The sequence below is a fragment of the Clostridium sp. YIM B02551 genome (genome assembly GCF_022324735.1).
GTDB lineage: Bacteria > Bacillota > Clostridia > Clostridiales > Clostridiaceae > Clostridium_T > Clostridium_T paridis.
Map to the genome: position 1 here is coordinate 151,527 of NZ_JAKGTF010000011.1, position 24,543 is coordinate 176,069.

Genomic DNA, 24,543 nt, shown 5'->3' on the forward strand with positions numbered 1-24,543 from the left:
CATAAAAGTATATTCTATAATGTTTATAACTTGAAAACAGTTAGCTCGTATATACTTGGGATATGGCCAGGAGTTTCTACCGGAAACCGTAAATTTCCGACTATGGGTGAATTAATATGTAGATGCTATTTGGAAATCTATTAACATATTAACTTCATCTGAGTTAATGTGTTTTTTTTATACCTAAAAATGAAGGAAAAACAGTAATTTTAAGAGGAAAGTTGCAGGAATTAAATCATTGTTGCAAGGGAAAATTATAATTTTAGGAGGTTTGTTATGGCAAGAATATTAAAAACAGCTTATACTTTTGACGATATGCTTTTGGTACCAAATAAATCAGAGGTTTTACCTAAGGACGTAAGTCTATCTACTAATTTAACAAAAAAAATCAAACTTAACTTACCATTAATGAGTGCTGGAATGGATACTGTTACTGAATCAAAAATGGCAATTGCTATGGCTAGAGAAGGCGGTATAGGGATAATACACAAGAATATGTCAATAGAGGAACAAGCTAAAGAGGTAGATAGAGTAAAGAGACAAGAAAATGGAGTAATTACAGATCCAATATACTTGTCGGCAAATCATTCTGTTCAAGCAGCATTAGATTTAATGGCTCAATATAGAATATCTGGTGTTCCTATAGTATCAGAAGATGGTAAGCTAATAGGAATCATAACAAATAGGGATGTAGTTTTTGAAACTGACTTTGATAGAAAAATAGATGAAGTTATGACTAGAGAAAATTTAGTAACTGCTTCAGAAGGAACTACATTAGAAGAAGCCAAAGAGATTCTTAAAAAACATAAAATTGAAAAGCTTCCTTTAATAGATGAAGCAGGATACTTAAAAGGATTAATTACAATAAAAGACATAGAGAAAGCTAAAGAGTTCCCAAATGCAGCAAAAGATTCAAAGGGAAGACTATTATGTGGAGCAGCTGTAGGTGTAACAGGTGATATGTTAGAAAGAGTTGAAGCATTAGTTAAGGCTAGCGTAGATGTTATTACAATAGATACAGCTCACGGACATTCCAAAGGAGTATTAGAAGCAGTAAAGCAAATTAAAAAAATATATCCAGATCTTCAAGTAATAGCAGGAAACGTAGCTACACCTGAAGCAACTAGAGATTTAATAGAAGCTGGAGCAGATTGCGTTAAAGTAGGTATTGGACCTGGATCAATCTGTACTACAAGAGTTGTAGCTGGAGTAGGAGTACCACAATTTACTGCGGTTATGGATTGTGCAGAAGAAGGACATAAATATGGGGTTCCAATAATTGCTGATGGAGGTCTTAAATACTCTGGAGATATAGTGAAAGCATTAGCTGCAGGAGCATCTGTTGCAATGATGGGATCTTTATTTGCAGGTTGTGAAGAAGCTCCGGGTGAAATGGAAATATATCAAGGAAGAAATTATAAAGTATATAGAGGTATGGGATCACTTGCAGCAATGCAAAAGGGTTCAAAGGATAGATATTTCCAAGAAGGAAATAAGAAGTTAGTACCAGAAGGTGTTGAAGGAAGAGTAGCTTATAAGGGATATGTTTCAGAAACTATTTATCAATTAATTGGTGGAATAAGATCTGGAATGGGGTATTTAGGTGCTAAGACCTTTAAGGATTTATATGAAAATGCAACGTTTGTAGTTCAAACATCAGCAGGATTAAGAGAAAGTCATCCTCATGATGTTAATATAACAAAAGAAGCCCCAAATTATAGTGTGAATCAGTAAACTTTAGGAGGAAATGATGAACAGAGATTTAGTTTTAATAGTTGATTTTGGTGGTCAATATAATCAGTTAATAGCAAGAAGAGTTAGGGAATGTGGTGTATACTGTGAAATTATTCCTTATACAATATCAGTAGAAACTATAAAAGAAAGAGATCCAAAAGGAATTATCTTTACAGGTGGACCTAATTCAGTTTACGGAGATGATACTCCTAAAGTTGATGAAGCAATATTCTCATTAGGTGTTCCAGTACTTGGAATATGCTATGGAGATCAATTAATGGCTCATATATTAGGAGGGGAAGTAGCAACAGCTCCTGTTAGAGAATATGGAAAAACATTAATTAATCTAGATACAACTTCAAAACTATTTAAAGGTATAGATGATAAAGAAACATGTTGGATGAGCCATACAGATTATGTAGCAAAAGCTCCAGCAGGATTTAGAGTAACTGCCCATACAGAAGTATGCCCAATAGCAGCTATGGAAAACGAAGAAAAGGCTTTATATGGAGTGCAATTCCATCCAGAAGTTGAACATACACCTTTTGGTAAAAAATTATTGGAAAACTTCTTATATGAAGTATGTAATTTATCAAAATCATGGTCAATGGCATCTTTTGCAGAAGAGAAAATCAAAGAAATCAGAGAAAAAGTTGGCGATAAGAAATTATTATGTGCTCTTTCAGGTGGAGTAGATTCTTCAGTTGCAGCAGTTTTAGTACATAAAGCTGTTGGAAAGCAATTAACCTGTGTATTTGTAGATCATGGTCTTTTAAGAAAAGATGAAGGAGATCAAGTTGAACAAATATTTAGAGATGGTTTCGATATGAATCTTATAAGAGTAAATGCTCAAGATAGATTCTTAGGAAAACTAAAAGGAGTATCTGATCCTGAAACAAAGAGAAAGATAATAGGAGAAGAATTCATAAGAGTTTTTGAAGAAGAAGCTAATAAACTAGGCGAAATAGAATACCTAGTACAAGGTACTATCTATCCAGACGTTGTAGAGAGCGGAACTGGAACATCAGCTGTAATTAAAAGTCACCACAATGTAGGTGGACTTCCTGAAGATATTGAATTTAGTTTAATTGAACCATTAAGAGAACTATTTAAAGATGAAGTTAGAGCTGTAGGAGAAGAACTAGGAATACCACATCATTTAGTTTGGAGACAGCCATTCCCAGGACCAGGACTTGCAATAAGAGTACTTGGAGAAGTAACTGAGGAAAAACTTGAGATAACAAGAGAGGCAGATGCTATATTTAGAGAAGAAGTAGCATTAGCTGGCCTTGAAAGTGAAATATGGCAATACTTTGCTTGCCTACCTAATATCCAGTCTGTTGGAGTAATGGGAGATGAAAGAACATACTGTCATACAATAGCATTAAGAGCAGTAACCTCTTCTGATGGAATGACTTCAAATTGGGCACATATACCATATGAAGTATTAGACAAGGTATCAAGAAGAATAGTTAATGAAGTTAAAGGAGTAAACAGAATTGTTTATGACGTTACTTCAAAACCACCAGCAACTATTGAATGGGAATAAATTGAAGAAAGTCAGCAAACTCTTATAAAATAAGAGTTTGCTGTTTTTTTATGTTAAGAATCAAATTTGAGTTTTTGAAAGTAGATACTACTTTACTCAGATTATTAATTTTATGAGTTGCATATATTAAATATTGAAATCAGAGCTGCTGTGATGATATGCAGAACAATGCATCAGCCAGACGGTCGATATCGTCATAGTTGTTAAACAGTCCGATTGAAGCTCTCACAATACCATACTCTTCACCGCTTCGATATAAAGATAATGCCTGTTCATCCGTAAGACCAAGCAGATTTTGTACATATATATTAGACCCATTTGTCCCTGACGCTATATCAATGCCATATCCATATCCAAGCAAGTGTGCAAGGGTATGGTATGACATGTTCCTAAGATTAAATGATGCAAATGGGGTTCGTATATTGTTATATACGTCTCCATACAGAATCAGATTGGGGATTTGACTTAAGCTTCTAATAAGGTATTGGTATAGTCCTCGTTCCCATTCTTCAACATTCTTCATACCAATATTCTGTAGAAAACGGATTGCCGCTCCAAAAGAGATGACGCCAAGGAAGTCGGGGTATCCTGCCTCATACCTTTCTGGAGAATCCTTATATATGATTTTTGAACTACTTACAAACTCAGTAATACCGGCTCCGTACATCAGCGGGTTATATTGATCTAAAAAAACTTTGTCTCCAACCAGAACGCCACCGGATTGCCCTGTGTAAAACTTATGGCCATCAAAGGACACAAAATCAATGTGGGAAGCATCATCGTGAGGCTTCATGGTAAAGGCTTTGTGCTGTACAAGCTGTACTGCGTCAACAAGTATTTTAGCACCGTGACTATGAGCCATTGTAGCCATATCATAAAAGGGGGGGATTATACCCGTTATGTTAGATGCCCCAATTACAGTTACCAACTTAATCTGCCCACTGTATTGTTCCAGCTTGGCAGCATAGTCGTTCATATCAACGTTACCCTCCGGCGTAAGACCCACAAGTAGAGTCTTCATCTTTTCTCGGAAGGGCAGATAGTTGGCCATATGCTCCATCTTCGTCGCTAAGATGACCTGATCTGGATCGTGCTCATAATAAACCTGGCTGAGAATGTTAAGGGCTGAGGTTGTGTTAGAGGTGTAGATAACAGTATCTAGAGAGGAATCTGCACCAATAAAGTTCATTACTATATCTCTGACTTCGTTATATTTTGATGTAAGCTTAGATGATAAAGCATTAGGTTCATTGCCATATGAATAAATAGGAAGGGTATTGTATAACTCTTGAATGACTGGCTTAGCCACTAAAGGAGTCGCGGCATTATTTAAATACACCCTGTTTGTAAGACCACAGTCGGTGTTTATCAGAGTGTCGGTTCCAAAAAAATAGTTCCGTAGATTGGATATCATAAAAGTACACTCCTTTGATACATACTGTTTTATAATATGCTTCGTATGAAAGAAATGGCACCTCGATGGTAGTATTAATAAGGGAAGCATCTATCAAGCGTAAAGATTGGAGAAGGTGAGATATTTGTTACAGAGAGTAAAGCTTAACGCGATACCTAATATTTGGTGAATAAATTTATGTATTACTGGAAAAAATTATATTATAAATTTTAAGAAAGAGTGATACATATATGCTAAGCGTAAAAGAACCTATAAAAAATGTGTGGTATAAAATGCCTCCTCATATAAAACATAGAGTATATACATTTATGAAATCAAGACCAATGGAAGGCGTTATTACTAAACTACAGGATAATGATATAAACCTCAAAGAGTTAAATGCCTTAGAGGTTTTCGGAAAAAATGGTGAGTGGCATACAATAGATTATGGATATAAGGTGAATTCTTTAGAGGTATGGGAAATGGATTCTAGCTGTCAGGGACCTCTAAAAAGAAACTTCCCTTTTGCTACTGTAAAAATAGTAGATTCATACAGAGAGATTGAAAGATGTAGAAATAAATATAGCTTAATCGTTATAGATAATCCTATGTCAACATATGGAGATTACTGTGAACATTTTTCTTTGTTTCCTAAAATGTTTAACTTATGTGACGAGAGCGCAATAGTTATTGCTAATGTAATACCAGAAATAGATGATGATATTAAGACTGAATATCCATACTTATTTAATGATATACAGCTGGATAAAAGAAGAGAATTTTATAAAACTGATTCCCCAGATAAACTTAGTTTTGAAGAAATAGATTCAGTATATAGAGAGATGGCATTAAATCAACAATTTATATCTGAGTGGAGCTTTTTTCAAAAAAGAAATTTTGTTTATTACTATGTTCTAAAGCTAAGAAAAAATATTGAAGATATAAAGGATAGTATTAGAAGAAATGATTTTGAGTCAATAGATAATATTAGACTTAAAACAAGAATATAAATTGCTTTAAATTGAAATTAAGCTAAGTTGCTAGAATATAACAACTTAGCTTTTATAATCTATAATAAATGAAGGAATTTTAAAATTAAGAATTTGTTAAAATATTTGCTGAAACATGTAAATTATTGAACATTAAATATCTTTGGTGTATAATTTCCTCAATAAGGGAAAAAAAGGGGGATTTTTAATGTTTAATTGGAAAGATGAATATTATACTGGTGTGGAATTTATTGATGAACAACATAAAAAATTGTTCGAAATAGCAGGAAGAGCATATGACGTTTATAAAAATGATTTTATTGTGGACAAGTTCGATAAAATAGTGGAAATTATTAACGAACTAAAAGATTATACTGAATATCATTTCGGTGAAGAAGAGGCTTTCATGATGAAGAATAACTATAAAAAGTTTCTATCACATAAAGTTGAACATGATGATTTAATGAAAGATATTAACGGAATTGATTTTAGTAAAATTGATAAAGATCAAGAAAAATCACTATTAGATTTAATTAATTTTGTTATTGATTGGATTCAAAACCATATACTTAAAGTTGATTTAAATATGACTAAAGAAGTGATAAATTAAGCTTTTTTGAAATAATTCATGAAAATAATATTGTAAAACTAGAGTAAAATAAAAATAGAGAAATAGAAAGTTGTTTAATAAACAAAAACAAAATATGCCACTGTGTTATACATAACTGGTTAATAATGTGCTATAATTTAGAGTGGAATGAAAATATAATATGTTTCGGAGGTAAGAAATGAAGAAGGGATTAAGTTTTGATCTTACAAAAGCAGCATCATTTTTAGGAGAAAAAGAAATAGGGTATTTAAGTAGTGCTGTTAAAGCTGCACATAGCGACATACATAATAAGACAGGTGCAGGAAATGATTTTTTAGGATGGGTTGATCTACCTGAAAATTATGATAAGGAAGAGTTTAGCAGAATTAAGAAGGCTGCGGAAAAAATAAAATCTGATTCAGATGTGTTAATAGTTATAGGAATAGGTGGTTCATACTTAGGAGCTAGAGCTACAATTGAAGCTTTAAACCACAGCTTTTTTAATGTGCTAAAGAAAGATGTGAGAAAAGCTCCAGCAGTATTCTATGTTGGAAATAGTATAAGTTCAACTTATTTAGCAGAACTTTTAGAAGTAATAGAAGGTTTAGATGTTAGTGTTAATGTTATATCGAAATCAGGTACTACTACTGAACCAGCTATAGCATTTAGAATATTTAAAGACTATATGGAAAAGAAATATGGAAAAGAAGAAGCAAAATCAAGAATTTTTGCAACAACTGATGCTAAAAGAGGAGCATTAAAATCTTTAGCTGACGCAGAAGGTTATGAAACATTTGTAATTCCTGATGATGTTGGAGGAAGATATTCAGTATTAACTGCAGTAGGATTACTACCAATAGCTGCTAGTGGAATTTCAATTGATGAATTAATGGAAGGCGCTAATGATGCAAGAGTAGCATATAGCAATGAGAATTTATTAGAAAATGATTGTTATAAATATGCAGTTGCAAGAAATGCTTTATATAATAAAGGAAAAACTACTGAAATATTAGTTAACTATGAGCCAGCTTTACAATACTTTGGTGAATGGTGGAAACAATTATACGGAGAATCTGAAGGAAAAGATGGTAAAGGTATATTCCCAGCTTCAGTTAACTTCTCAACTGATTTACACTCAATGGGACAATATATTCAAGATGGTTTAAGAAACATTTTTGAAACAGTTATAAATGTTGAAAAGGCTAAGAAAGAAGTTACTATAGAAGAATCAGCAGAAAATGTTGATGGATTAAACTTCCTTGCTGGAAATACAATGGACTTTGTAAATAAAAAAGCATTCCAAGGAACAGTACTAGCTCATAATGATGGAGGAGTACCAAACCTAGTTGTTAATGTTCCAGAATTAAATGCTTATTATTTCGGACAACTTATTTACTTCTTTGAAAAAGCTTGTGGAATAAGCGGATATTTATTAGGAATCAATCCATTTGATCAACCTGGTGTTGAAGCATATAAGAAAAATATGTTTGCACTTTTAGGAAAACCAGGTTTCGAAGATCTTAAAACTGAACTAGAAAACAGATTAAAATAATTATGCGTATATTAGTGGATGCAGATGGTTGTCCAGGTAGAGGTATAATAGAAAAGTTAGCAGGGGAATATAATATTCCCCTCTTCTTATATTGTGATATAAACCATAACATAACATTGAGCTATGGTGAAGTAGTTGTTCTGGATAAAGGATATCAGAGTGTTGATATGTATATAGCAAACAAATGTGTAAGAGGAGATCTTGTAATTACACAAGACTATGGTTTAGCTTCATTAATATTAGGTAAGGGAGGAATTCCTATAAATCCTAATGGAATGTTATATACGAATGAAAATATTGATAGACTGCTTTTTGAAAGACATTTGTCAGCTAAAGCAAGGAGAGCGGGTGGAAAAACTGCGAATCACAGAAAAAGAACTTCTGTTGATGATGAAATGTTATATAAAAGAATAGAAAAAATAATAAAGAATGTTATGGAAAGTTCGACTTAATAGTCGAATTTTTTTTATTTATAATATCATTGTTAGAAATATGTGGATTTTCAATGGAAAATATATACTTGTTTATCTAGCAATAGACAATAAAATCATTTACAATGTATATATGGAATAATAGATGGTGTAAATAAGAGAGGTTTTGGGCTATGGATGAGATCTTATTAAAATTTAATAGAGTTAATCCTATAAATAAAGAGGAATCTATAGAAATTAGGGTTGAGAATAATACTAATAAAGATTTAGAATATAAATTTATGCTTGGCTATCAAGGAATTTGGACAACATTAAGAGATTTTTCAGAGGATACACTCTATAATTGGACAGCTCATGAAGAAGGGAATTATATTATAATGATTCAAGGAAAACAAAAGGAATCTATAAAGCCTTTTGATTTCATGTGTAAGGGTGAAATAGTAGTTGGAGATGAAGTGGAAAAGTTAATTAAAAACACATATGTAAGTGCAGAAGAATTAACTATTGGGGAAAAATTAATAATCGAAGTAGAAACATCAAAAAGTCCAGTGCTTTTTAGATATTGGAAAAATGGTGAGAGAGGCTGGGAACTTATAAAGGATTATGGAACAGACAACAAACTAATCTTTACAGCTGTGGAAGCAGGAAAGCAAGAAATTTTAGTTGAGTGTAAGGAACCATCATCTGAAAATAGTTTCGATGATTATTATTCAGTTAAGTATAAAGTAATTGAACGTGGTTCCATAGAAATAATAAATTTTAAATGTTTAACAGAAGATTTATTATGTGATGAAGAATTAATATTCCAGGTAGAAGCGTCAAGTCCAGAAAGTTCATCAGTTCTTTATAAGTTTGTAAAAATAGATAAAGAAGGTAAAGCTATTTGTGTTCAAGATTATTCCTCTAAAACATTGGTGACCTTTTCTGAGCAGGAACCAGGAGAATATAAAATCCTATGTTTGGCTAAGGATATATATTCTAATAAAGAATATGATGATAGAGCACTTATGGTATATAATGTTAAACCATATAACCCTATTATTATAAAGGAGTTTACGAGTGATTTAGCATCTCCTCAAATTTCTGGAACGTCTATACTTTTGAGAGCTTTTGTTGAAGGTGGAAGAAAAGTATTATATAGATTTAAAATAGACGGGAATTATGGGGAAGATAGTGGATATATCCGTAATTCCACATATCTTTGGAAAACTAATTTTCAAGGAGAATATAAAATAACTTTATATGTAAAAGATATAACTTATAAAGGGGAATATGAAGCTTCAAAGACAATAGAATATTATATAGATAAAAAGAGTTCACAAGTAATTAAAATTATGGACGTAGTTTTAGATAAAGAAAGTGATTATCTTGTTGGAGAACCTGTAAATATAAAGGTAATGGCTGAAGGAGGATCTTCACTTAAATATTCATTTATAGTATATAAGGACAAGAAGGAAATTGAACGAGTTAATTATGGCAATAATAATTGGGTGAACTTTACTCCAGAAAAATCTGGGGAATATGAATTAGAAATTCGAATTAAGGATAAATATTCATCAAAAGAATACGATACTCATAATATAGTGTATTTTGATGTAATGGATTATTTGCCTGGAAAAGTAGATTATATCTTACTTCCAGCTAAAGAATATCACACAGTTGGAGATGATATTGAATTAGAAACTATCGCTCAAAATACAGATGAAACATTAATAAAGTATGTTATAAAAATAAATGGACAATTAGTAGAAGAAACTGAATTTGTTAAAAATAAGAAATTTAAGTTTAGCCCTAAGATTCCAGGAAAGTATACTTTTGAAATTTATGCTAAAAATGTTCAATGTAAAGAAGAATTTGATACTAAGAAAGAGTTTCATATATATATAAATGAAGCACCACCAATAATAGGTACTAAAATTATTTGTGATAAGAAGGATTTTAAGGCAAAAGAAGAAATCACATTTAAGGTTGAATGCCAAGGTGGAAAAGAAGTATGTTATGAATTCTATCTAATGAATAAAGGCAATTGGATAAGAAAGCAAGCTTATAGCAGAAAGTCATTCTTTGGATTTATCCCATTTTCTTCTGGAAATTACAAGATTTTAGTATTAACTAGAAGTTATCATAAAAGAATTGCGTATGAGGATTATGATATAATGGAATTAAAGGTTACAGACTAATAGTTATAATAGATTTTTATAAATAGCTAAGGAGAACAAATATGAAAGTTGATAAACCAGAGCAAGTACTAGCAATGACTATGATGTCATCAGTTCTAAAACAAGTTGCGGGAGATCTAGATAGCGGAACATTTGATTTACTTTATCAAAGTATACTTGAAAGTATGGATAAAGGTGAAAAAAATGATATACTAGATGCACTTAATAGCCAATTAGGACAAAGAATTGATACTAATTCATTGTCACTTGAGGATTTAAATAATTTAAAGTCCATAACTGGCTTAACTATTGGTGGAGCAGATTCTAAATATACAGGAACCAATGCTAGTCGTATTGAAATTGAAAATGCAGTTGAAAGTGCATCCAAAAAGTTTGGAGTGGATGCTAATTTAATTAGATCTATTATAAAACAAGAGTCTAACTTTAATCCAAATGCTAAATCAGGTGCAGGGGCTATGGGATTAATGCAGCTTATGCCATTTAACTGTGATGGTTTAAAAAATCCTTATGATATTCAAGAAAATATCGATAGAGGAACAAGTATGATAAAAGATGCATTAGACAAGTATAATAATATAGATATGGCATTAATGTCATATAATGCAGGAAGTGGAACTATGCAAAGAAGAGGAGTAGCTTCCCCCGATGATTTGTATAAAATGCCTGCAGAAACACAAAACTATGTAACAAAGATAAAAAATTATTATAGAAATGGATTTTAAACTCAGCTAAAGCTGAGTTTTTTTCATTGTTCATAAAATTGCTAGATGTTTATGTATATGTTATAATTTTCAGAGTTTATACTATATATAATGGAGTATTATACTATTGTAGAAGAGGTGATAATTATGGAAAGATTAGATAAGATACTTTCAAATTTAGGATATGGGAGTAGAAAAGAGATAAAAGCAATTATAAAAAAGGGATTAGTTAAAATTGATGGAGAAATTGCAAAAGATAATTCCTTGCAGGTTGACCCAGAGAAATCACAAATAATAATTAATGGTGAAGAGATTATTTATAAAAAATACATTTATTTAATGATGAACAAACCAGCAGGAGTAGTATCTGCAACTTTTGATAAATATGATGAAACAATTATAGACTTATTATATCCAGAAGATGCAATATTTGAGCCGTTTCCAGTAGGAAGATTGGATAAAGACACTGTTGGATTATTGTTACTAACAAATGATGGGGAACTAAACCATAAACTTATTTCACCTAAATATCATGTTGACAAGATATATTATGCAAAAATAAATAAAGAAGTAAATGAAAAAGATGTTGAAGCTTTTGAAAAAGGAATAACATTAGATGATGGATATAAGTGTATGAGTGCAAAATTGCAAGTTTTATCATCAAATAATGAAGGCTCTGAAGTATATGTAACATTACAAGAAGGAAAATATCATCAAGTGAAACGAATGTTTGAGAGTGTAGATAAAAAAGTAGTCTACCTTAAAAGAATAGAATTTGGAGGATTATCCCTTGATGAAACATTGGAAGAAGGGGAATATAGGGAACTATCTGAAGAGGAAATTGAAGTATTAAGGGGATAGCTACGAACGTTTACAGAGGATGAATTAAAATCATTCATATTTCGAGGTTTGTACAACTTTTTTTTCAAAAATGACTTGCAATTACATAAATCATACCCTATAATAAATTTGCAAGGATAAATAAAAGGAATAAATAGCCCCCTTTTTATTTATTGCTTATTGCTAAAGCGCAACCTAGCCCCAAGGGTTGCGTTTTTTTGCGTAAGTTTTGCTTTACTACACTAAATTATTAAAATATAATTATATGGTAGAGTGTAAATTTTATATAGATAAAGGAGTAAATTTATGAGTAGTTTTAGCTCGAATTTAAAAAGTAAAGAAATGGATTTTTTAATGAAAGCAATATTAAGTCTTAAAAGTGAAGAGGAATGTTATAGATTTTTTGAAGATATATGTACAATTAATGAAATCAAAGCAATTGAGCAAAGACTTCAAGTGGCCAAAATGCTGAAGGATGGCAATACATATACTGAGGTCGCTAAAGAAACTGGTGCAAGTACAGCAACTATCAGCAGAGTAAATAAATGCATTAATTATGGTAGTGATGGATATAACATTGTCTTAAAAAGGCTAGGTGAATAGATAAAGGTTTCTTATTGTAAAATTATAATAAAAAACTTAAGTTGTATATGCATGTATGTTATAATTAGATAAGGTCTATAATGAAAAGAGGAATAAATGTTCCTCTTTTTGATGTTTTAAGGAGTGATTATGGTGGATCTTAAAAAATTATTAAATAGCGAACAATATAAAGCAGCTACAGCAGTAGATGGTCAGGTTTTAATATTAGCAGGTGCAGGCTCAGGAAAAACAAGAGTTTTAACTCATAGAATAGCATATATGATTGAAGATAAAAACATACCTTCATATAATATCTTAGCAATAACATTTACAAATAAAGCAGCAGGAGAAATGCGAGAAAGAGTTAAGGCATTAATTGGTGATGAAGCAGATAATATGTGGATATCAACTTTTCATTCATCTTGTGTTAGGATTTTGAGAAGAGAAATAGAAAAGTTAGGATATAAAAAAGACTTTACTATATATGACTCCTATGACCAAAAAGCATTAGTAAAGCAATGTATGAAAGAGCTTAACATAAACGATAAAGATATTGAAGAAAATGAGGTTCTATCTAAAATAGGAAAAGCAAAAGATAATCTACAAACTTCAGCTATGTTTATGAGAGAACATCAACATAATTTTAGAGAAGAGAAGATTGCTAGAGTTTATGAACTATATCAGAAAAGGTTAAAAGATAATAATGCATTAGATTTTGATGATTTAATATTTAAAACTGTAGAGTTATTTAAAAAAGAACCAGAGGTTTTAGAATTTTATCAGAGAAAATTTAAATATATTATGGTAGATGAGTATCAAGATACAAATAAATCACAATATGAATTTATTAAACTATTAGCTAATAAACATAAAAATATCTGTGTAGTTGGAGATGATGATCAGTGCATCTATCAATGGAGAGGCGCAGATATTAGAAATATACTTGATTTTGAAAAAGATTATCCGGACTGTAAGGTAATTAAATTAGAACAAAACTATAGAAGTATGGGAAACATACTTGAGGCAGCAAACTATGTAATTAGAAATAATAGCGAGAGAAAGAGCAAAATACTTAGAACGGAAGCTGAGAATGGTGAAAAAATTAAAATATATAGAGCTTTTTCTGATAACGATGAAAGTAGTTTTGTTGCATCAATAATTGAAAAAGGCAAAAAAGAAGAAAAAAAATATAGAGATTTTGCGGTTTTATATAGAACAAATGCTCAGTCACGTATTTTTGAAGATACTTTTATAAAAAGAGGTATTCCATATAGATTAATAGGTGGGCTAAAGTTCTATGATAGAAAAGAAATTAAAGACATAATGGCGTACTTAAAAGTTATTAGTAATCCTACTGATAGCATAAACTTAAGAAGAATAGTAAATGTTCCTAAGAGAAGTATAGGAGATGCAACAGTTGAAAAAGTCATGGAGTTTGCAAATGAGAACGACATATCTTTATTTGATGCATTGCTAGAAGCAGAAAATATTTCAAGTCTATCAGCTAGAAATATAACAGCCATAAATAAATTTACCGCATTAATGGAAGAATTAATAGAATATAGTGAAACACTAACAGTATCACATTTAATTGAAGATATACTTAAGAATACTGGTTATATAGAAGATCTTAAAAATTCTAAGAATCCAGAAGATTTAAGCAGGGTAGAGAATTTAGAAGAACTAGTATCAGCAGCAGTGGACTTTGAAAAAAATGACGAAGATAAAACTTTAGGTGCATTTTTAGAAAAGGTAGCATTGGTTCAAGATGTAGACAATTTTGATGTGGATGCAGATTCAGTTGTGTTGATGACAGTTCACTCAGCAAAGGGATTAGAATTCCCTACAGTATTTATGGTGGGAATGGAAAATGGCATATTTCCTGGGCAATCTTCCTTTAACTCAGAAAAGGAGATGGAAGAGTCAAGAAGACTTTGTTATGTAGGAATTACAAGAGCAAAGGAAATACTATATATGACTTCAGCAGAAGTTAGAAGAGTATTTGGTAGAAGTGTTGCTTATCCTCAATCAGATTTTATAGCAGAAATACCAGCTAATTTAAAAGAAGTAGTGAATTTACAAAGGCCTAGTGGAAGTTTCTCGCAAGGAAATTCAGCTTATGTTCAATATAATAGAGGATATAATAATCGACATTCATTAAGGGGTTCAGGTAGTACATATGAAAATCCATTAGAAGCTGCCAAAAAGTTAAAGGAAACTTTGGAAGGAAGCAGTGGGAAGATGCTTACTAAAAAAGAAGTATCTCTTGGAAGGAAGGTAAAGCATTCTAAATTTGGAATAGGATCTATAGTGAGTGTTTCTGAAAGTGGAGATGATTTGAAATTAACAATTGCTTTTGATTCACAAGGTATAAAAAGCTTGTTATTAAGCATAGCTCCGCTAGAATTATTATAAAGGATATAACCTCAAGATTAGGAGGAATATAATATGGACAAAAAAGAAAGAATGGAACAGTTAGCTGATGAATTAAATAGGTATGCCTATGAATATTATGCATTAGCAAATCCTACAGTTTCAGATAAGGAATATGATAAAAAATATGATGAGTTAGTTACCCTAGAAAAAGAAACAGGTATAGTATTAAGTTATTCACCAACTCAGAGGGTTGGTGATGTGACTTTGCCTGAATTTAATAAGTATTCACATAAGGCAAAGTTATGGAGCTTAGATAAGGCTCAAAGTGTAGATGAACTTAGGGAATGGCATAATAGAAACATTAAGTTTATTAATGATTATAATAGAACATCAAGTGAAAAACTTCCAGATATCAAGTATGTAGTCACTAAAAAATTTGATGGACTTACCCTTAACTTAACATATAATAAGGAAGGTATACTTGAAGCAGCAGCAACAAGAGGAACTGGTGAAGTAGGTGAAGAGGTTACAGCGCAAGCAAAGACAATAAAACGAATACCTCTAAAAGTAGAGTATAATGATGTATTTGAAATACATGGGGAAGCAATTATGACTAAAGAAGCTTTCGAAGAATACAATAAGAATGCTTCAGTTCCATTGAAAAACTTAAGAAATGGTGCAGCAGGTGCATTAAGAAACCTAAATGTTAGGGAAACTGCAAAAAGAAACTTGTCAGCATTTTTCTATGATATTGGATATAATCAAGGACAACCATTTACATCCTATCAGGAAATGCTTAGTTTTATTAAAGAAAAAGGTTTTCCAGTTGATGAGTATATTAAAGTATGCAGCAATATGGAAGAGATAGAAAAAGAAATAAAATTCATTGAGGAAATTAGGTTCGATTTAAATTATGACATAGATGGGGTAGTTATAGCTGTTGATGATATAAGAACAAGGGAGCTTTTAGGATATACTATAAAATTCCCCAAATGGGCAATTGCCTATAAGTTCGAGGCTCAAGAAGCAACAACTACATTAATTGATGTAATTTGGAATGTTGGAAGAAGTGGAAGAGTATCTCCTACAGCAGTGCTTGAACCAGTAGAACTTGCAGGCGTTACAGTAAGACGAGCTACATTGAATAACATGGATGATATTTCGAGAAAAGGTGTGCGAATTGGAGCTGAAGTTTTTGTAAGAAGAAGTAATGATGTTATTCCAGAAATAATGGGTGTTGTAGAAAGTTCATTAGAAAAGAGTACTGAAATTAATCCTCCTAGTGAATGTCCAGCATGCGGTGGTCATCTTATTTTAGATGGTGCTCATTATTTTTGTGATAATACATTAGCTTGTAAGCCGCAATTAGTAAAAACCATTGTGCACTTTGCTTCAAGGGAAGCTATGAATATAGAAGGATTTTCAGAGAAAACAGCAGAACAATTATTTGAGAAGTTAGATATTAAATCTATCTCTGATTTGTATAAGTTGAAAAAAGAAGAATTATTAGGTCTAGATAAGTTTGGGAATAAAAAGGCGGAAAATTTATTAAACTCAATAGAGAAGAGTAAAGATTGTGAGCTTTATGCATTTATATATGCACTAGGAATACCAAACGTAGGAGTTAAAACATCTAAAGATTTGGTAAAGAGATTTAAAACCTTAGATGGGATAATGAATGCTAATCTTGAAGAACTATTGGAAGTACCTGATATTGGAGAAATAGTTGCAAGATGTATTGTGGAATTTTTTAAAGAACAATTAGCTGTAGATACTATAAACGAATTAATTAAGCTTGGAGTTAAGCCATATTACGAAGAACTTGAGATACGTGAGAATTTTTTTGAGGGTAAAACGGTTGTTGTAACAGGAACCTTAAAGAATTATTCGAGAACTGAAATAAAGGATAAGTTAGAAAGCTTAGGAGCAAAAGTTTCAGGAAGTGTAAGCAAAAAAACAGACTATGTTATTGCTGGAGAAGAGGCTGGTTCAAAATTAACTAAAGCTCAAGACTTAGGAGTTGCTGTCATTACAGAGGAAGATTTTGAGGAGATGATAAAATGAGAAGAATAATAAATATTCTTGGTTTTATTTCAGCCATAGTTACAACAATGGTTATTGTTGCAACATTTCTTACATCATATAGATTTATATATATTAATGAGATATTTAGTGGATACTATCCAATACAGCTTACAATGATGGTGACAATGCTTATTTGGGCTATTAGATTTTGGTTAAGTAATAGCGGAAAAAGAAAATATATATATACAATGATTTGTCTTATGTTATCAATTGTTTCTTTTATTTTTGCTAATAGCAGTATAGTAAAATAAGTCAGTATATGGTAAAATTAACATAAGATTTAGGGACATATTGTTTTATGATTATTAAAGGATAGGTAAAATGTTAAGGCTTAAAGCATTAATTTTATTAATACTTTAGGCCTTTTTACGTAATAATTTTATCGTAAAATAAGGGGGAAAATATGAAGTATTTAAAAAAAACAATATTAAGTATGACAGTTTTAACAACTTTACTATTTGTAGGCTGTAATACAAAACAACAATCAAGTTCAATTGCTAATGATGATTCAAAATCAATGGAAAAGGTTATTAAGAATTTTAAAGGACTTGATTTAGAAAAAGAAAAGATTGATTTAAATATTGAAGGTAAAAAAATGGATTTATCGTTACCTATATATACAGAGAAGAATAGGTACTATATTCCATTAACAGAACTAGTTGACAGGTTACAAGGGAAAATAACTGAGGAAGATGGATTAATTAAGGTAAATATATTAAATGAAGAAATAAAAATAAATAAGAGTTCTAATTCATATGTAGATAAAGATAATCAAGAAAAAAAGTTCAAGAAGCCTTTAATTGAAAAAGATGGAGTAATATATATAACCTTTAATGACTTTTCCAAGGCTTTTAATATGGTAAGTAGGTGGAATGATAAGGACAAAAGCATAAAAGCATATAAAAGTAGAAAGAAAACTGACTTTACTAAATACCAGAAAAAAATAGATACCTATGGATTTATTAGGTTAGAAGATGTATCTATTGACAAGGACTCTGAGGGTTCATTATATTATGAGACACTTAGAGTTATTGGAGATGATTTAGGAGGACGAGGAGTTCCTTTTTCTGTAGCATGGATACCTAAATTTGAGGATCCATCAAAAAACATAGAAGTTGATCCTTCTAAAGACTATGATATGAATACTAGTGAGTTAGTTTATACATTAGACTATTTGGAAAACAAAGGTGGAGTAATTGGATTGCATGGATATACCCATCAAAGAGGTAAAGATGCAAGTGGAATAGGTGCAGAATTTGGACCTGAAAACCCGGATGTAGGAGATATGATAGAGAGAGTTAAAAAGGCTAAGGAGCTTGCAAAAGAAATGGATATAGAACCAGGATTTTTTGAAGCCCCTCATTATAAGATAACAAAAAAGCAAAATGATGCTCTAGAAGATTATTTTAAAGTTATATATAATCCGTATAGGAATGAAAATGGAGCAGAATTAAATACATCAAATATTTATAGAAGGCCAAATGGAAAGAGCCTTTATATAGGGACTCCTCTAGATTATGTTCATGGAGAAGATAATGGAGATATAATTAAAAATAAGATAATGCATCTTCCAAAAGGAGTGATGGCTAGCTTATTCTTTCATCCACGATTAGAAATGAAGTATATTAAATTTAATGAGGATATTGATGGTTATCCAAATTATGAACAAGATAAAAATTCTGTATTAAATAAAATTATAGATTCATTACAGGATAAGGGATATGATATGAAAGATATAAGAAGTCTTTAAGAATAAATGAAAAGAGCTTGAGAAATCAAGCTCTTTTCATTTATATAGACTCATTTTTACTATTTATATTTTGTTCAGGATTATTAATTTTTATTTGTGCATTACGCTCAACTAGAAGATAAATATTCTGCGTTAATTTTTCTAATAAATAATTTTGATATTTAATTTGAGAGTAAGCTTGTTTAGCAACTATAAACCCCCAAATAGCTACAAACATTACAGTTACCATAGATAATATCCCTAATATTTCTAATAATATCTTCATTCTAATACCTCCAGAAAAAACCTAGTAATATTATACCATGAATGGTCAAAAAATAAATTATATTTATATTTATTATATCCATTATTATCATTATTTTAATATTTTTATATGTTTAAGTTTAGAAATTTAATATATGGTAATAATCAAGAAAGGAAATATTTTAGAGAAGGAGGAGAGTTTAGTTGAAAAAAATTATATGTATTTTAGTTTTTATTATGATTTCCGCTCAATTAATTAGTTGTGAAAAAGTACAAGAGACTAAGGAATATGGCTCTCCAAGTAACCGAATTAATTATGGAGTATCAAAGATTCCAAATGATTTAAGCTCTTATGATGATACGGTAACAAGAACATTAATGGGAGCTTTATTTGAAGGATTAATTTATAAAAGCTCAGATGGGAAAATAGTTCCACAATTAAGTGATAGTTATTCTGTTGATAAAAATCAGCTAGAATATACATTTAAGATAAGAAGAGATATTTACTGGAGTAATGGTGAGAAAATAACGTCTACGGATTTTGTCAATTTCTTTAAAGAATATGTGGATAATTGCAAGAGTTTAGATGATTTAAAGGAATTATCAGCAGTATATGGAATAAAAGAATATTTCACGAATAAAAAAGATTTTAACAAGACTGTAGCTATAATGGCAGATGGTGAATATTTAAAAATAAGATTAAACTTTAAAGATGATAATTTTATATCTGCTCTAGCCTTACCAAAATACAAACTAAGAAAAGACTTTACAAAGTTGAAGAATTACAGGAATAGTTTTAAGGATCTTATATACTCAGGATCATATAAAATATCTGATGTAAAAGAAGATATAATTACATTAGAAAAAAATAAATATTATTATAATAAGGATAATGGTGTTAACACAATAAATCTTGTAATTCAAAATAATAGTGAGTATGCATTAGCAAGTTTCGAAACAAATAAAATAGATATAATGGAAGAACCACCTATTAACTATTTACAGAAATTAAGGGAAAGGCAAGAAGTTATAGAATATCCATATAATGATGTGAAATTTATAGCTTATAATTGTCAAGAGAAAAGTACATTTTCAGATGCCAAACTTAGAGAAGATTTTTATGAATATATACAAGGTTTAATTTCTGACGATAAATTTAGTGAGAGGATATCTGGGACGCAAGTATTAAGCTTCAGTGATAATAGTGAAAAAGAAGGAAAAAGTTTAAGAAGTGAACCTAAAAGCTCACTAATGGAATTGAAGAGCGTAACAATATATGCTGAAGATAATGATACAAATAAGGAATTCCTTAAATACGTGACAGAAGAAGCAAAAAAAGATAACTTGATTATATATTATAAGCTATTTCCTATGGATGACCTTATAGAGGAATTAAAAAAAGGCAATTATTCAATGTATATAGACGATTTTGATGAAGATAGTGGCATGACAAATAAATTTACCGAAGAAGCATTAAAAAGCTCTAAGGGAAATGGAGATTTAAGTAAAAGTCAAGTTTTAGAAAATTCTAAAAAAGATTTTGTTAGAGTTCCGATGTTTAGAAAAAACAAGGTCATAGTTAAAAAATCGTATATTCAAGAAATTGAAGAAGATTTTTATGGAGATGTGATACTTAACAGCTTAAAACTTATGAACAATACCTCTGTTTGATATAGGTTTTTTTATAGGAAGCTTAATTTATTCTAGTTTGAGGATGTCAGTTTCTGGACATTTTCAGGCATGAATAAGTTATTAGTTGAACTTAAAACCTTATAATTAAAATAAAATTTCGAAATAGGTTAACTCTATTTCGAAATTCTATTTTGTTATTCATAAATATCAGCAATATCATCTATATTTGGGGTGTTTGTGATTTTCTTTTTAAATAGAAGTATTATTATAAAATAAATCATCATATTTTTTTCAGAATAGAAAGTATTTTTTGCAGAATCAAAGCTTTCTTTCTTTTTGGAATAAGTTACTTCCTTGTTGAAAATAGGAAACAAACCAGTAAGTTCAAAAGATGGTGAGTTTGGAACTGTAAAATAATTTTCATCTAGCATTTCATCAGATTTTAATGAACATTTTCTATACCTTTCAGGAGAATCTATGCTAGGTGCCTTTGGCCAAGAAGAAACAAGTGGGCCATTTATCATAGTTTCTCTATAAATAGAAGGGATTATGGTCTCTAAATCACTATTTTCTGAAATTTCGTAATAGAGCATTCCATGAACAATGTAATTAATTATCTCGCTAGAGGGATAGGAAATATTCTTTTTATCAGAGTTTTTAATATACAAAGAATTTTTAGGATTGTATATAGAAATTTGTTTTTCAGATATTTTTAAGAAATCATCTTTAGTTTCATGATAATTTGTAATATTATAAAGCAGATATAAGTTTATTCCATATATACTCATAGATTCAATATTATCCATGTTAAAAATACCTGAATTTAAATTATCTTTAATTAAGTCCATAAGATTAAGTAATAATTCTTTTGCATCTTCATTTTCAGAGTAATTATAGAATGTACTTAAGGCTAAGCATAGCTTACAGGATTCATTAAAGGATAGCTCGTATAAATTCTCCTTAAAATCTAAGAGCATTTTTAGTATATCTAGTGAAAAGTCTTTATAACTTAATGAATCTTCATCACTAGGACATAGTTTCCAATATAAATAGTAAGCATTCATCATAAAAGCTTGATCTGAATACTTGAATTTTTCGTTTTTATTAGATAGTTCAATGTTTTCTGTAGAATTTATTTTTTTATCTACAAATACTCCGAGAGAATTGCGTAGATATGTTGAATAAAATTCTAATTGATGTTTAGCTAATCTTTTGTATATTTTTGAATATTTAAATAAATCTTCATCATTGTTTTCATAAAGTGAATAGTGGTCAGAAAGTTCCAGTATGCATAAAGTCATTAATGCATTTGAAATAGCTGGGACCTCTTTTTTAAAAGATTCTTCATCCCATGCTAAAGAATTTTTTGCAGCGGGTTTAGGAGATCCTTTTTTATATACGCAAACAAGTGGAGAATAGTTACTAAATATGTTATCATCAGTATTATCTGAGTGTTTTTTATGTGACTTTGTGGTGTGAACTATTCCACATTTTGAATTAAGAACAATATTGTTTAAAGCTTCTTTCGAAAAGAAAAAAAGTTGATGTTGTATTTGTTCTAAGGAAATACGATTCATTCTGAAAAACGGACCGATATATCTCAAATTCATTTCCACCTCTTAAATTAATCCTTATATAATTAATATGAAGTAATAGAAGAAAAGTTGCATAAGGTTTGCTAAAATAAAAAATAAGGTGGAAAATTAAGAAATATTCTATAAATAATTTATATTTCATTAAAGTAATTCATATACAATTATATATTAATAAGTAGTAAAATAATACGGGAAGGTGATTATATGAGAATAGATGGAAGAAAAAATGAACAAGTAAGACACGTAAAAATTACAAGAAATTATACTAAGTATGCTGAGGGTTCAGTATTAATTGAAGTTGGAGAAACAAAGGTATTATGTAATGCATCAATTGAAGAAAAGGTTCCACCATTCTTAAAAGGCTCAGGAGAAGGGTGGATAACAGCAGAATATAATATGTTACCAAGGGCAACACATACAAGAAAAGTTAGAGATATTGCTAAATTGAAGTTAGATGGTAGAACTATGGAAATACAAAGATTAATAGGAAGAGCGCTAAGATCTGTAGTTGACTTAAAAGCATTAGGTGAAAAAACTATATGGATTGATTGTGATGTAATTCAAGCAGATGGTGGAACTAGAACATCATCAATAACAGGGGCCTTTGTAGCATTAGTAGATGCTATAAATAAGCTTCATAAAGCTCATCCTTTTGAGATTTATCCAATAAGAAATTTTGTTACAGCTGTTAGTGTTGGAATCGTAAATAATGAAAAGTACATAGATTTATGTTATGAAGAAGATTCTAAAGCTAAAGTGGATATGAATATAGTAATGACAGACTCAGGTGAATTTGTGGAAGTTCAAGGAACTGGTGAAGAGGCTCCGTTTAATAGAGAAGAATTAAATTCACTTCTTTCATTAGGAGAGAAGGGTGTTAAACAAATGATAACAGCGCAAAAAGATGCATTGAAAATGGATGCTCTTTGGATTGGTACTGGAGATAGAGGGTAGGAAAAAATAATGAAGAAACTAGTATTAGCAACAAATAACAAGAACAAAGTTAAAGAAATAAAAGAAATTTTAAGTGTATTTAATTTAAATATAGTAACTTTAAAAGATTTAAATATTGATGTAGATGTGGAAGAGAATGGTACATCTTTTGACGAAAATGCTTTAATAAAGGCAAGTGCTATTGCAGATATATTAATTAGTAAAGGTTATAATGATTTTATTGTATTATCTGATGATTCAGGTTTAGAAGTGGATTATTTAGGCGGTGAACCCGGTATATATTCTGCCAGATATGCAGGTAATCATGGAGATGATGAGGCGAATAATATAAAGTTATTAGATAAGTTAAAGAATGTTCCAAAAGAAAAAAGAAAAGCTAAGTTTATATGCTCCATTGCTATGATAAATAATTTAGGTGGAAATAAAGTAGTTAAAGGTGAGGTTCATGGGATTATATTAGATGAACCTCTTGGAAGTAGTGGATTTGGATATGATCCGTTATTTTATTATGAACCGTTTAATAAAACTTTTGCACAATTATCTCCTGAGGAAAAAAATAAAGTTAGTCATAGGGCTAAAGCTTTAATTAAATTAAAAGAAGAAATGACTAGTTTTGTTTAGGTAGGTGTAAATATGTTAATAGCAGTAGTTTCAGACACACATAGAGCTGAAGTATATATAAACAAGGTTAAAGAACTCATTAAGAATGCAGATGTTCTTATACATTTAGGAGATAATATAGCTGATTTGTATGAAATTAGTCAAGGATTTATAGGGAAGATCTTTGGAGTTAAGGGGAATTGTGACTTTGAAACAGAAATTCCTAGAGAACGAATTATTCAAATAGAAGATAAGAAGTTTTTACTTACACATGGAGATAAATATCAAGTGAAATATGATAATAGACTTTTGAATTATGCTGCAATGGAAAATCAAGTAGATGTAGTGCTTTATGGACATACCCATGTGCCGTTAATAGAAGAAATTAATGGGATATATTTTATTAACCCGGGAAGTCCATCTTTGCCAAGAGTGAACAATAGGACTATTGCATTTATTGAAGTTGAAAAAGGAAAACCTATATATCCATATTTATATAAAATATAAGCGTTTTACATAATGTTTCATATTCAAATCTCAATATTAAATGCTAATTTTTTAGTGAATATTCTACTAGTTAATTGAGTAAAAATAAATACTTGTCATAATCTATGAAAAAAATCATAAAAAGGGTATTGACTGATTTAATTATATCGTGTAGAATAATCATTGTCGCCGAAAGGTGGTAACAACATTTCGGGGTGTAGCGCAGATGGGAGCGCGCGTGGTTTGGGACCATGAGGTCGCAGGTTCAATCCCTGTCACCCC

Annotated in this window: 21 protein-coding genes and 1 riboswitch; of the genes, 18 read left to right on the top strand and 3 right to left on the bottom strand. The window is 30.3% G+C overall.

Translation table 11 applies throughout. The features are described from left to right. The first annotated feature begins 25 nt into the window (after positions 1-25). Positions 26-123, top strand: a riboswitch (purine riboswitch). A gap of 153 nt (positions 124-276) precedes the next feature. Continuing rightward, the gene (guaB, locus tag L1S47_RS14480) at positions 277-1,734 is read left to right on the top strand and encodes an IMP dehydrogenase (RefSeq protein ID WP_202768794.1); all 1,458 of its coding nucleotides are present in this window, start codon (positions 277-279) and stop codon (positions 1,732-1,734) included. A 16-nt stretch (positions 1,735-1,750) separates the two neighbouring features. Beyond that, positions 1,751-3,283, top strand: a complete 1,533-nt coding sequence (guaA, locus tag L1S47_RS14485; RefSeq protein ID WP_238884247.1) for a glutamine-hydrolyzing GMP synthase — start codon at positions 1,751-1,753, stop codon at positions 3,281-3,283. Positions 3,284-3,422: 139 nt separating this feature from the next. Here guaA and L1S47_RS14490 read toward each other — a convergent pair whose 3' ends face one another. Further along, positions 3,423-4,697 (bottom strand): aminotransferase class V-fold PLP-dependent enzyme, encoded by a 1,275-nt coding sequence (locus tag L1S47_RS14490; RefSeq protein ID WP_238884249.1) that lies wholly within the window; start codon positions 4,695-4,697, stop codon positions 3,423-3,425. Between the two features lie 230 nt (positions 4,698-4,927). Here L1S47_RS14490 and L1S47_RS14495 point away from each other — a divergent pair, with 230 nt between their 5' ends. From L1S47_RS14495 to L1S47_RS14550, 12 genes are all read left to right on the top strand, one after another. Continuing rightward, the gene (locus L1S47_RS14495) at positions 4,928-5,686 is read left to right on the top strand and encodes a hypothetical protein (protein WP_238884251.1); all 759 of its coding nucleotides are present in this window, start codon (positions 4,928-4,930) and stop codon (positions 5,684-5,686) included. A 187-nt stretch (positions 5,687-5,873) separates the two neighbouring features. After that, entirely contained in the window at positions 5,874-6,275 is a 402-nt protein-coding gene (locus tag L1S47_RS14500) for a bacteriohemerythrin (RefSeq protein ID WP_238884253.1), read from the top strand. A 178-nt stretch (positions 6,276-6,453) separates the two neighbouring features. Beyond that, positions 6,454-7,806, top strand: a complete 1,353-nt coding sequence (locus tag L1S47_RS14505) for a glucose-6-phosphate isomerase (RefSeq protein ID WP_238884255.1) — start codon at positions 6,454-6,456, stop codon at positions 7,804-7,806. A 2-nt stretch (positions 7,807-7,808) separates the two neighbouring features. Then, entirely contained in the window at positions 7,809-8,258 is a 450-nt protein-coding gene (locus tag L1S47_RS14510; RefSeq protein WP_238884256.1) for a YaiI/YqxD family protein, read from the top strand. Positions 8,259-8,410: 152 nt separating this feature from the next. After that, positions 8,411-10,417 (top strand): triple tyrosine motif-containing protein, encoded by a 2,007-nt coding sequence (locus tag L1S47_RS14515; RefSeq protein ID WP_238884258.1) that lies wholly within the window; start codon positions 8,411-8,413, stop codon positions 10,415-10,417. 41 nt (positions 10,418-10,458) lie between these two features. After that, positions 10,459-11,139: a lytic transglycosylase domain-containing protein gene (locus tag L1S47_RS14520; protein ID WP_238884260.1), complete on the top strand. Its 681-nt coding sequence runs from the start codon at positions 10,459-10,461 to the stop codon at positions 11,137-11,139. Positions 11,140-11,265: 126 nt separating this feature from the next. After that, positions 11,266-11,979 carry a pseudouridine synthase gene (locus L1S47_RS14525; protein ID WP_202768786.1) on the top strand — a complete coding sequence of 238 codons (714 nt, stop codon included), beginning with the start codon at positions 11,266-11,268 and terminating at the stop codon, positions 11,977-11,979. Between the two features lie 285 nt (positions 11,980-12,264). Beyond that, on the top strand, positions 12,265-12,561 hold the full coding sequence (locus tag L1S47_RS14530; RefSeq protein ID WP_202768785.1) for a YerC/YecD family TrpR-related protein: 297 nt from the start codon (positions 12,265-12,267) through the stop codon (positions 12,559-12,561). A 132-nt stretch (positions 12,562-12,693) separates the two neighbouring features. Continuing rightward, on the top strand, positions 12,694-14,955 hold the full coding sequence (pcrA, locus tag L1S47_RS14535) for a DNA helicase PcrA (RefSeq protein ID WP_238884273.1): 2,262 nt from the start codon (positions 12,694-12,696) through the stop codon (positions 14,953-14,955). A gap of 33 nt (positions 14,956-14,988) precedes the next feature. Continuing rightward, positions 14,989-16,980: an NAD-dependent DNA ligase LigA gene (gene ligA / locus L1S47_RS14540; RefSeq protein ID WP_238884262.1), complete on the top strand. Its 1,992-nt coding sequence runs from the start codon at positions 14,989-14,991 to the stop codon at positions 16,978-16,980. Continuing rightward, positions 16,977-17,252, top strand: a complete 276-nt coding sequence (locus L1S47_RS14545; RefSeq protein WP_238884263.1) for a hypothetical protein — start codon at positions 16,977-16,979, stop codon at positions 17,250-17,252. Before ligA ends, L1S47_RS14545 begins: the two co-directional genes overlap by 4 nt. Before the next feature lie 152 nt (positions 17,253-17,404). After that, complete coding sequence (locus tag L1S47_RS14550; RefSeq protein ID WP_238884264.1) at positions 17,405-18,751, top strand: DUF2334 domain-containing protein; 1,347 nt, start codon at positions 17,405-17,407, stop codon at positions 18,749-18,751. Positions 18,752-18,791: 40 nt separating this feature from the next. On the opposite strand, the gene L1S47_RS14555 is transcribed toward L1S47_RS14550, so the two are convergent. Then, entirely contained in the window at positions 18,792-19,016 is a 225-nt protein-coding gene (locus L1S47_RS14555; RefSeq protein ID WP_238884266.1) for a hypothetical protein, read from the bottom strand. A gap of 182 nt (positions 19,017-19,198) precedes the next feature. Here L1S47_RS14555 and L1S47_RS14560 point away from each other — a divergent pair, with 182 nt between their 5' ends. Further along, positions 19,199-20,665 carry an ABC transporter substrate-binding protein gene (locus L1S47_RS14560; protein ID WP_238884267.1) on the top strand — a complete coding sequence of 489 codons (1,467 nt, stop codon included), beginning with the start codon at positions 19,199-19,201 and terminating at the stop codon, positions 20,663-20,665. Positions 20,666-20,820: 155 nt separating this feature from the next. Here L1S47_RS14560 and L1S47_RS14565 read toward each other — a convergent pair whose 3' ends face one another. Next, on the bottom strand, positions 20,821-22,230 hold the full coding sequence (locus L1S47_RS14565) for a hypothetical protein (RefSeq protein WP_238884268.1): 1,410 nt from the start codon (positions 22,228-22,230) through the stop codon (positions 20,821-20,823). A 195-nt stretch (positions 22,231-22,425) separates the two neighbouring features. Here L1S47_RS14565 and rph point away from each other — a divergent pair, with 195 nt between their 5' ends. From rph to L1S47_RS14580, 3 genes are read left to right on the top strand one after another with little or no spacing between them, the layout of a single operon-like run. Further along, positions 22,426-23,175, top strand: a complete 750-nt coding sequence (gene rph / locus L1S47_RS14570) for a ribonuclease PH (RefSeq protein ID WP_238884269.1) — start codon at positions 22,426-22,428, stop codon at positions 23,173-23,175. 9 nt (positions 23,176-23,184) lie between these two features. Then, entirely contained in the window at positions 23,185-23,796 is a 612-nt protein-coding gene (locus L1S47_RS14575) for an XTP/dITP diphosphatase (RefSeq protein WP_238884270.1), read from the top strand. A 12-nt stretch (positions 23,797-23,808) separates the two neighbouring features. Next, on the top strand, positions 23,809-24,282 hold the full coding sequence (locus L1S47_RS14580; RefSeq protein ID WP_238884272.1) for a metallophosphoesterase: 474 nt from the start codon (positions 23,809-23,811) through the stop codon (positions 24,280-24,282). Positions 24,283-24,543: the final 261 nt, after the last annotated feature.

Coding starts and splice junctions, on each gene's coding strand:
- guaB (WP_202768794.1), top strand. CDS start 277: ATGGCAAGAATATTAAAAACAGCTTATACTTTTGACGATATGCTTTTG.
- guaA (WP_238884247.1), top strand. CDS start 1,751: ATGAACAGAGATTTAGTTTTAATAGTTGATTTTGGTGGTCAATATAAT.
- L1S47_RS14490 (WP_238884249.1), bottom strand. CDS start 4,697: ATGATATCCAATCTACGGAACTATTTTTTTGGAACCGACACTCTGATA.
- L1S47_RS14495 (WP_238884251.1), top strand. CDS start 4,928: ATGCTAAGCGTAAAAGAACCTATAAAAAATGTGTGGTATAAAATGCCT.
- L1S47_RS14500 (WP_238884253.1), top strand. CDS start 5,874: ATGTTTAATTGGAAAGATGAATATTATACTGGTGTGGAATTTATTGAT.
- L1S47_RS14505 (WP_238884255.1), top strand. CDS start 6,454: ATGAAGAAGGGATTAAGTTTTGATCTTACAAAAGCAGCATCATTTTTA.
- L1S47_RS14510 (WP_238884256.1), top strand. CDS start 7,809: ATGCGTATATTAGTGGATGCAGATGGTTGTCCAGGTAGAGGTATAATA.
- L1S47_RS14515 (WP_238884258.1), top strand. CDS start 8,411: ATGGATGAGATCTTATTAAAATTTAATAGAGTTAATCCTATAAATAAA.
- L1S47_RS14520 (WP_238884260.1), top strand. CDS start 10,459: ATGAAAGTTGATAAACCAGAGCAAGTACTAGCAATGACTATGATGTCA.
- L1S47_RS14525 (WP_202768786.1), top strand. CDS start 11,266: ATGGAAAGATTAGATAAGATACTTTCAAATTTAGGATATGGGAGTAGA.
- L1S47_RS14530 (WP_202768785.1), top strand. CDS start 12,265: ATGAGTAGTTTTAGCTCGAATTTAAAAAGTAAAGAAATGGATTTTTTA.
- ligA (WP_238884262.1), top strand. CDS start 14,989: ATGGACAAAAAAGAAAGAATGGAACAGTTAGCTGATGAATTAAATAGG.
- L1S47_RS14545 (WP_238884263.1), top strand. CDS start 16,977: ATGAGAAGAATAATAAATATTCTTGGTTTTATTTCAGCCATAGTTACA.
- L1S47_RS14550 (WP_238884264.1), top strand. CDS start 17,405: ATGAAGTATTTAAAAAAAACAATATTAAGTATGACAGTTTTAACAACT.
- L1S47_RS14555 (WP_238884266.1), bottom strand. CDS start 19,016: ATGAAGATATTATTAGAAATATTAGGGATATTATCTATGGTAACTGTA.
- rph (WP_238884269.1), top strand. CDS start 22,426: ATGAGAATAGATGGAAGAAAAAATGAACAAGTAAGACACGTAAAAATT.
- L1S47_RS14575 (WP_238884270.1), top strand. CDS start 23,185: ATGAAGAAACTAGTATTAGCAACAAATAACAAGAACAAAGTTAAAGAA.
- L1S47_RS14580 (WP_238884272.1), top strand. CDS start 23,809: ATGTTAATAGCAGTAGTTTCAGACACACATAGAGCTGAAGTATATATA.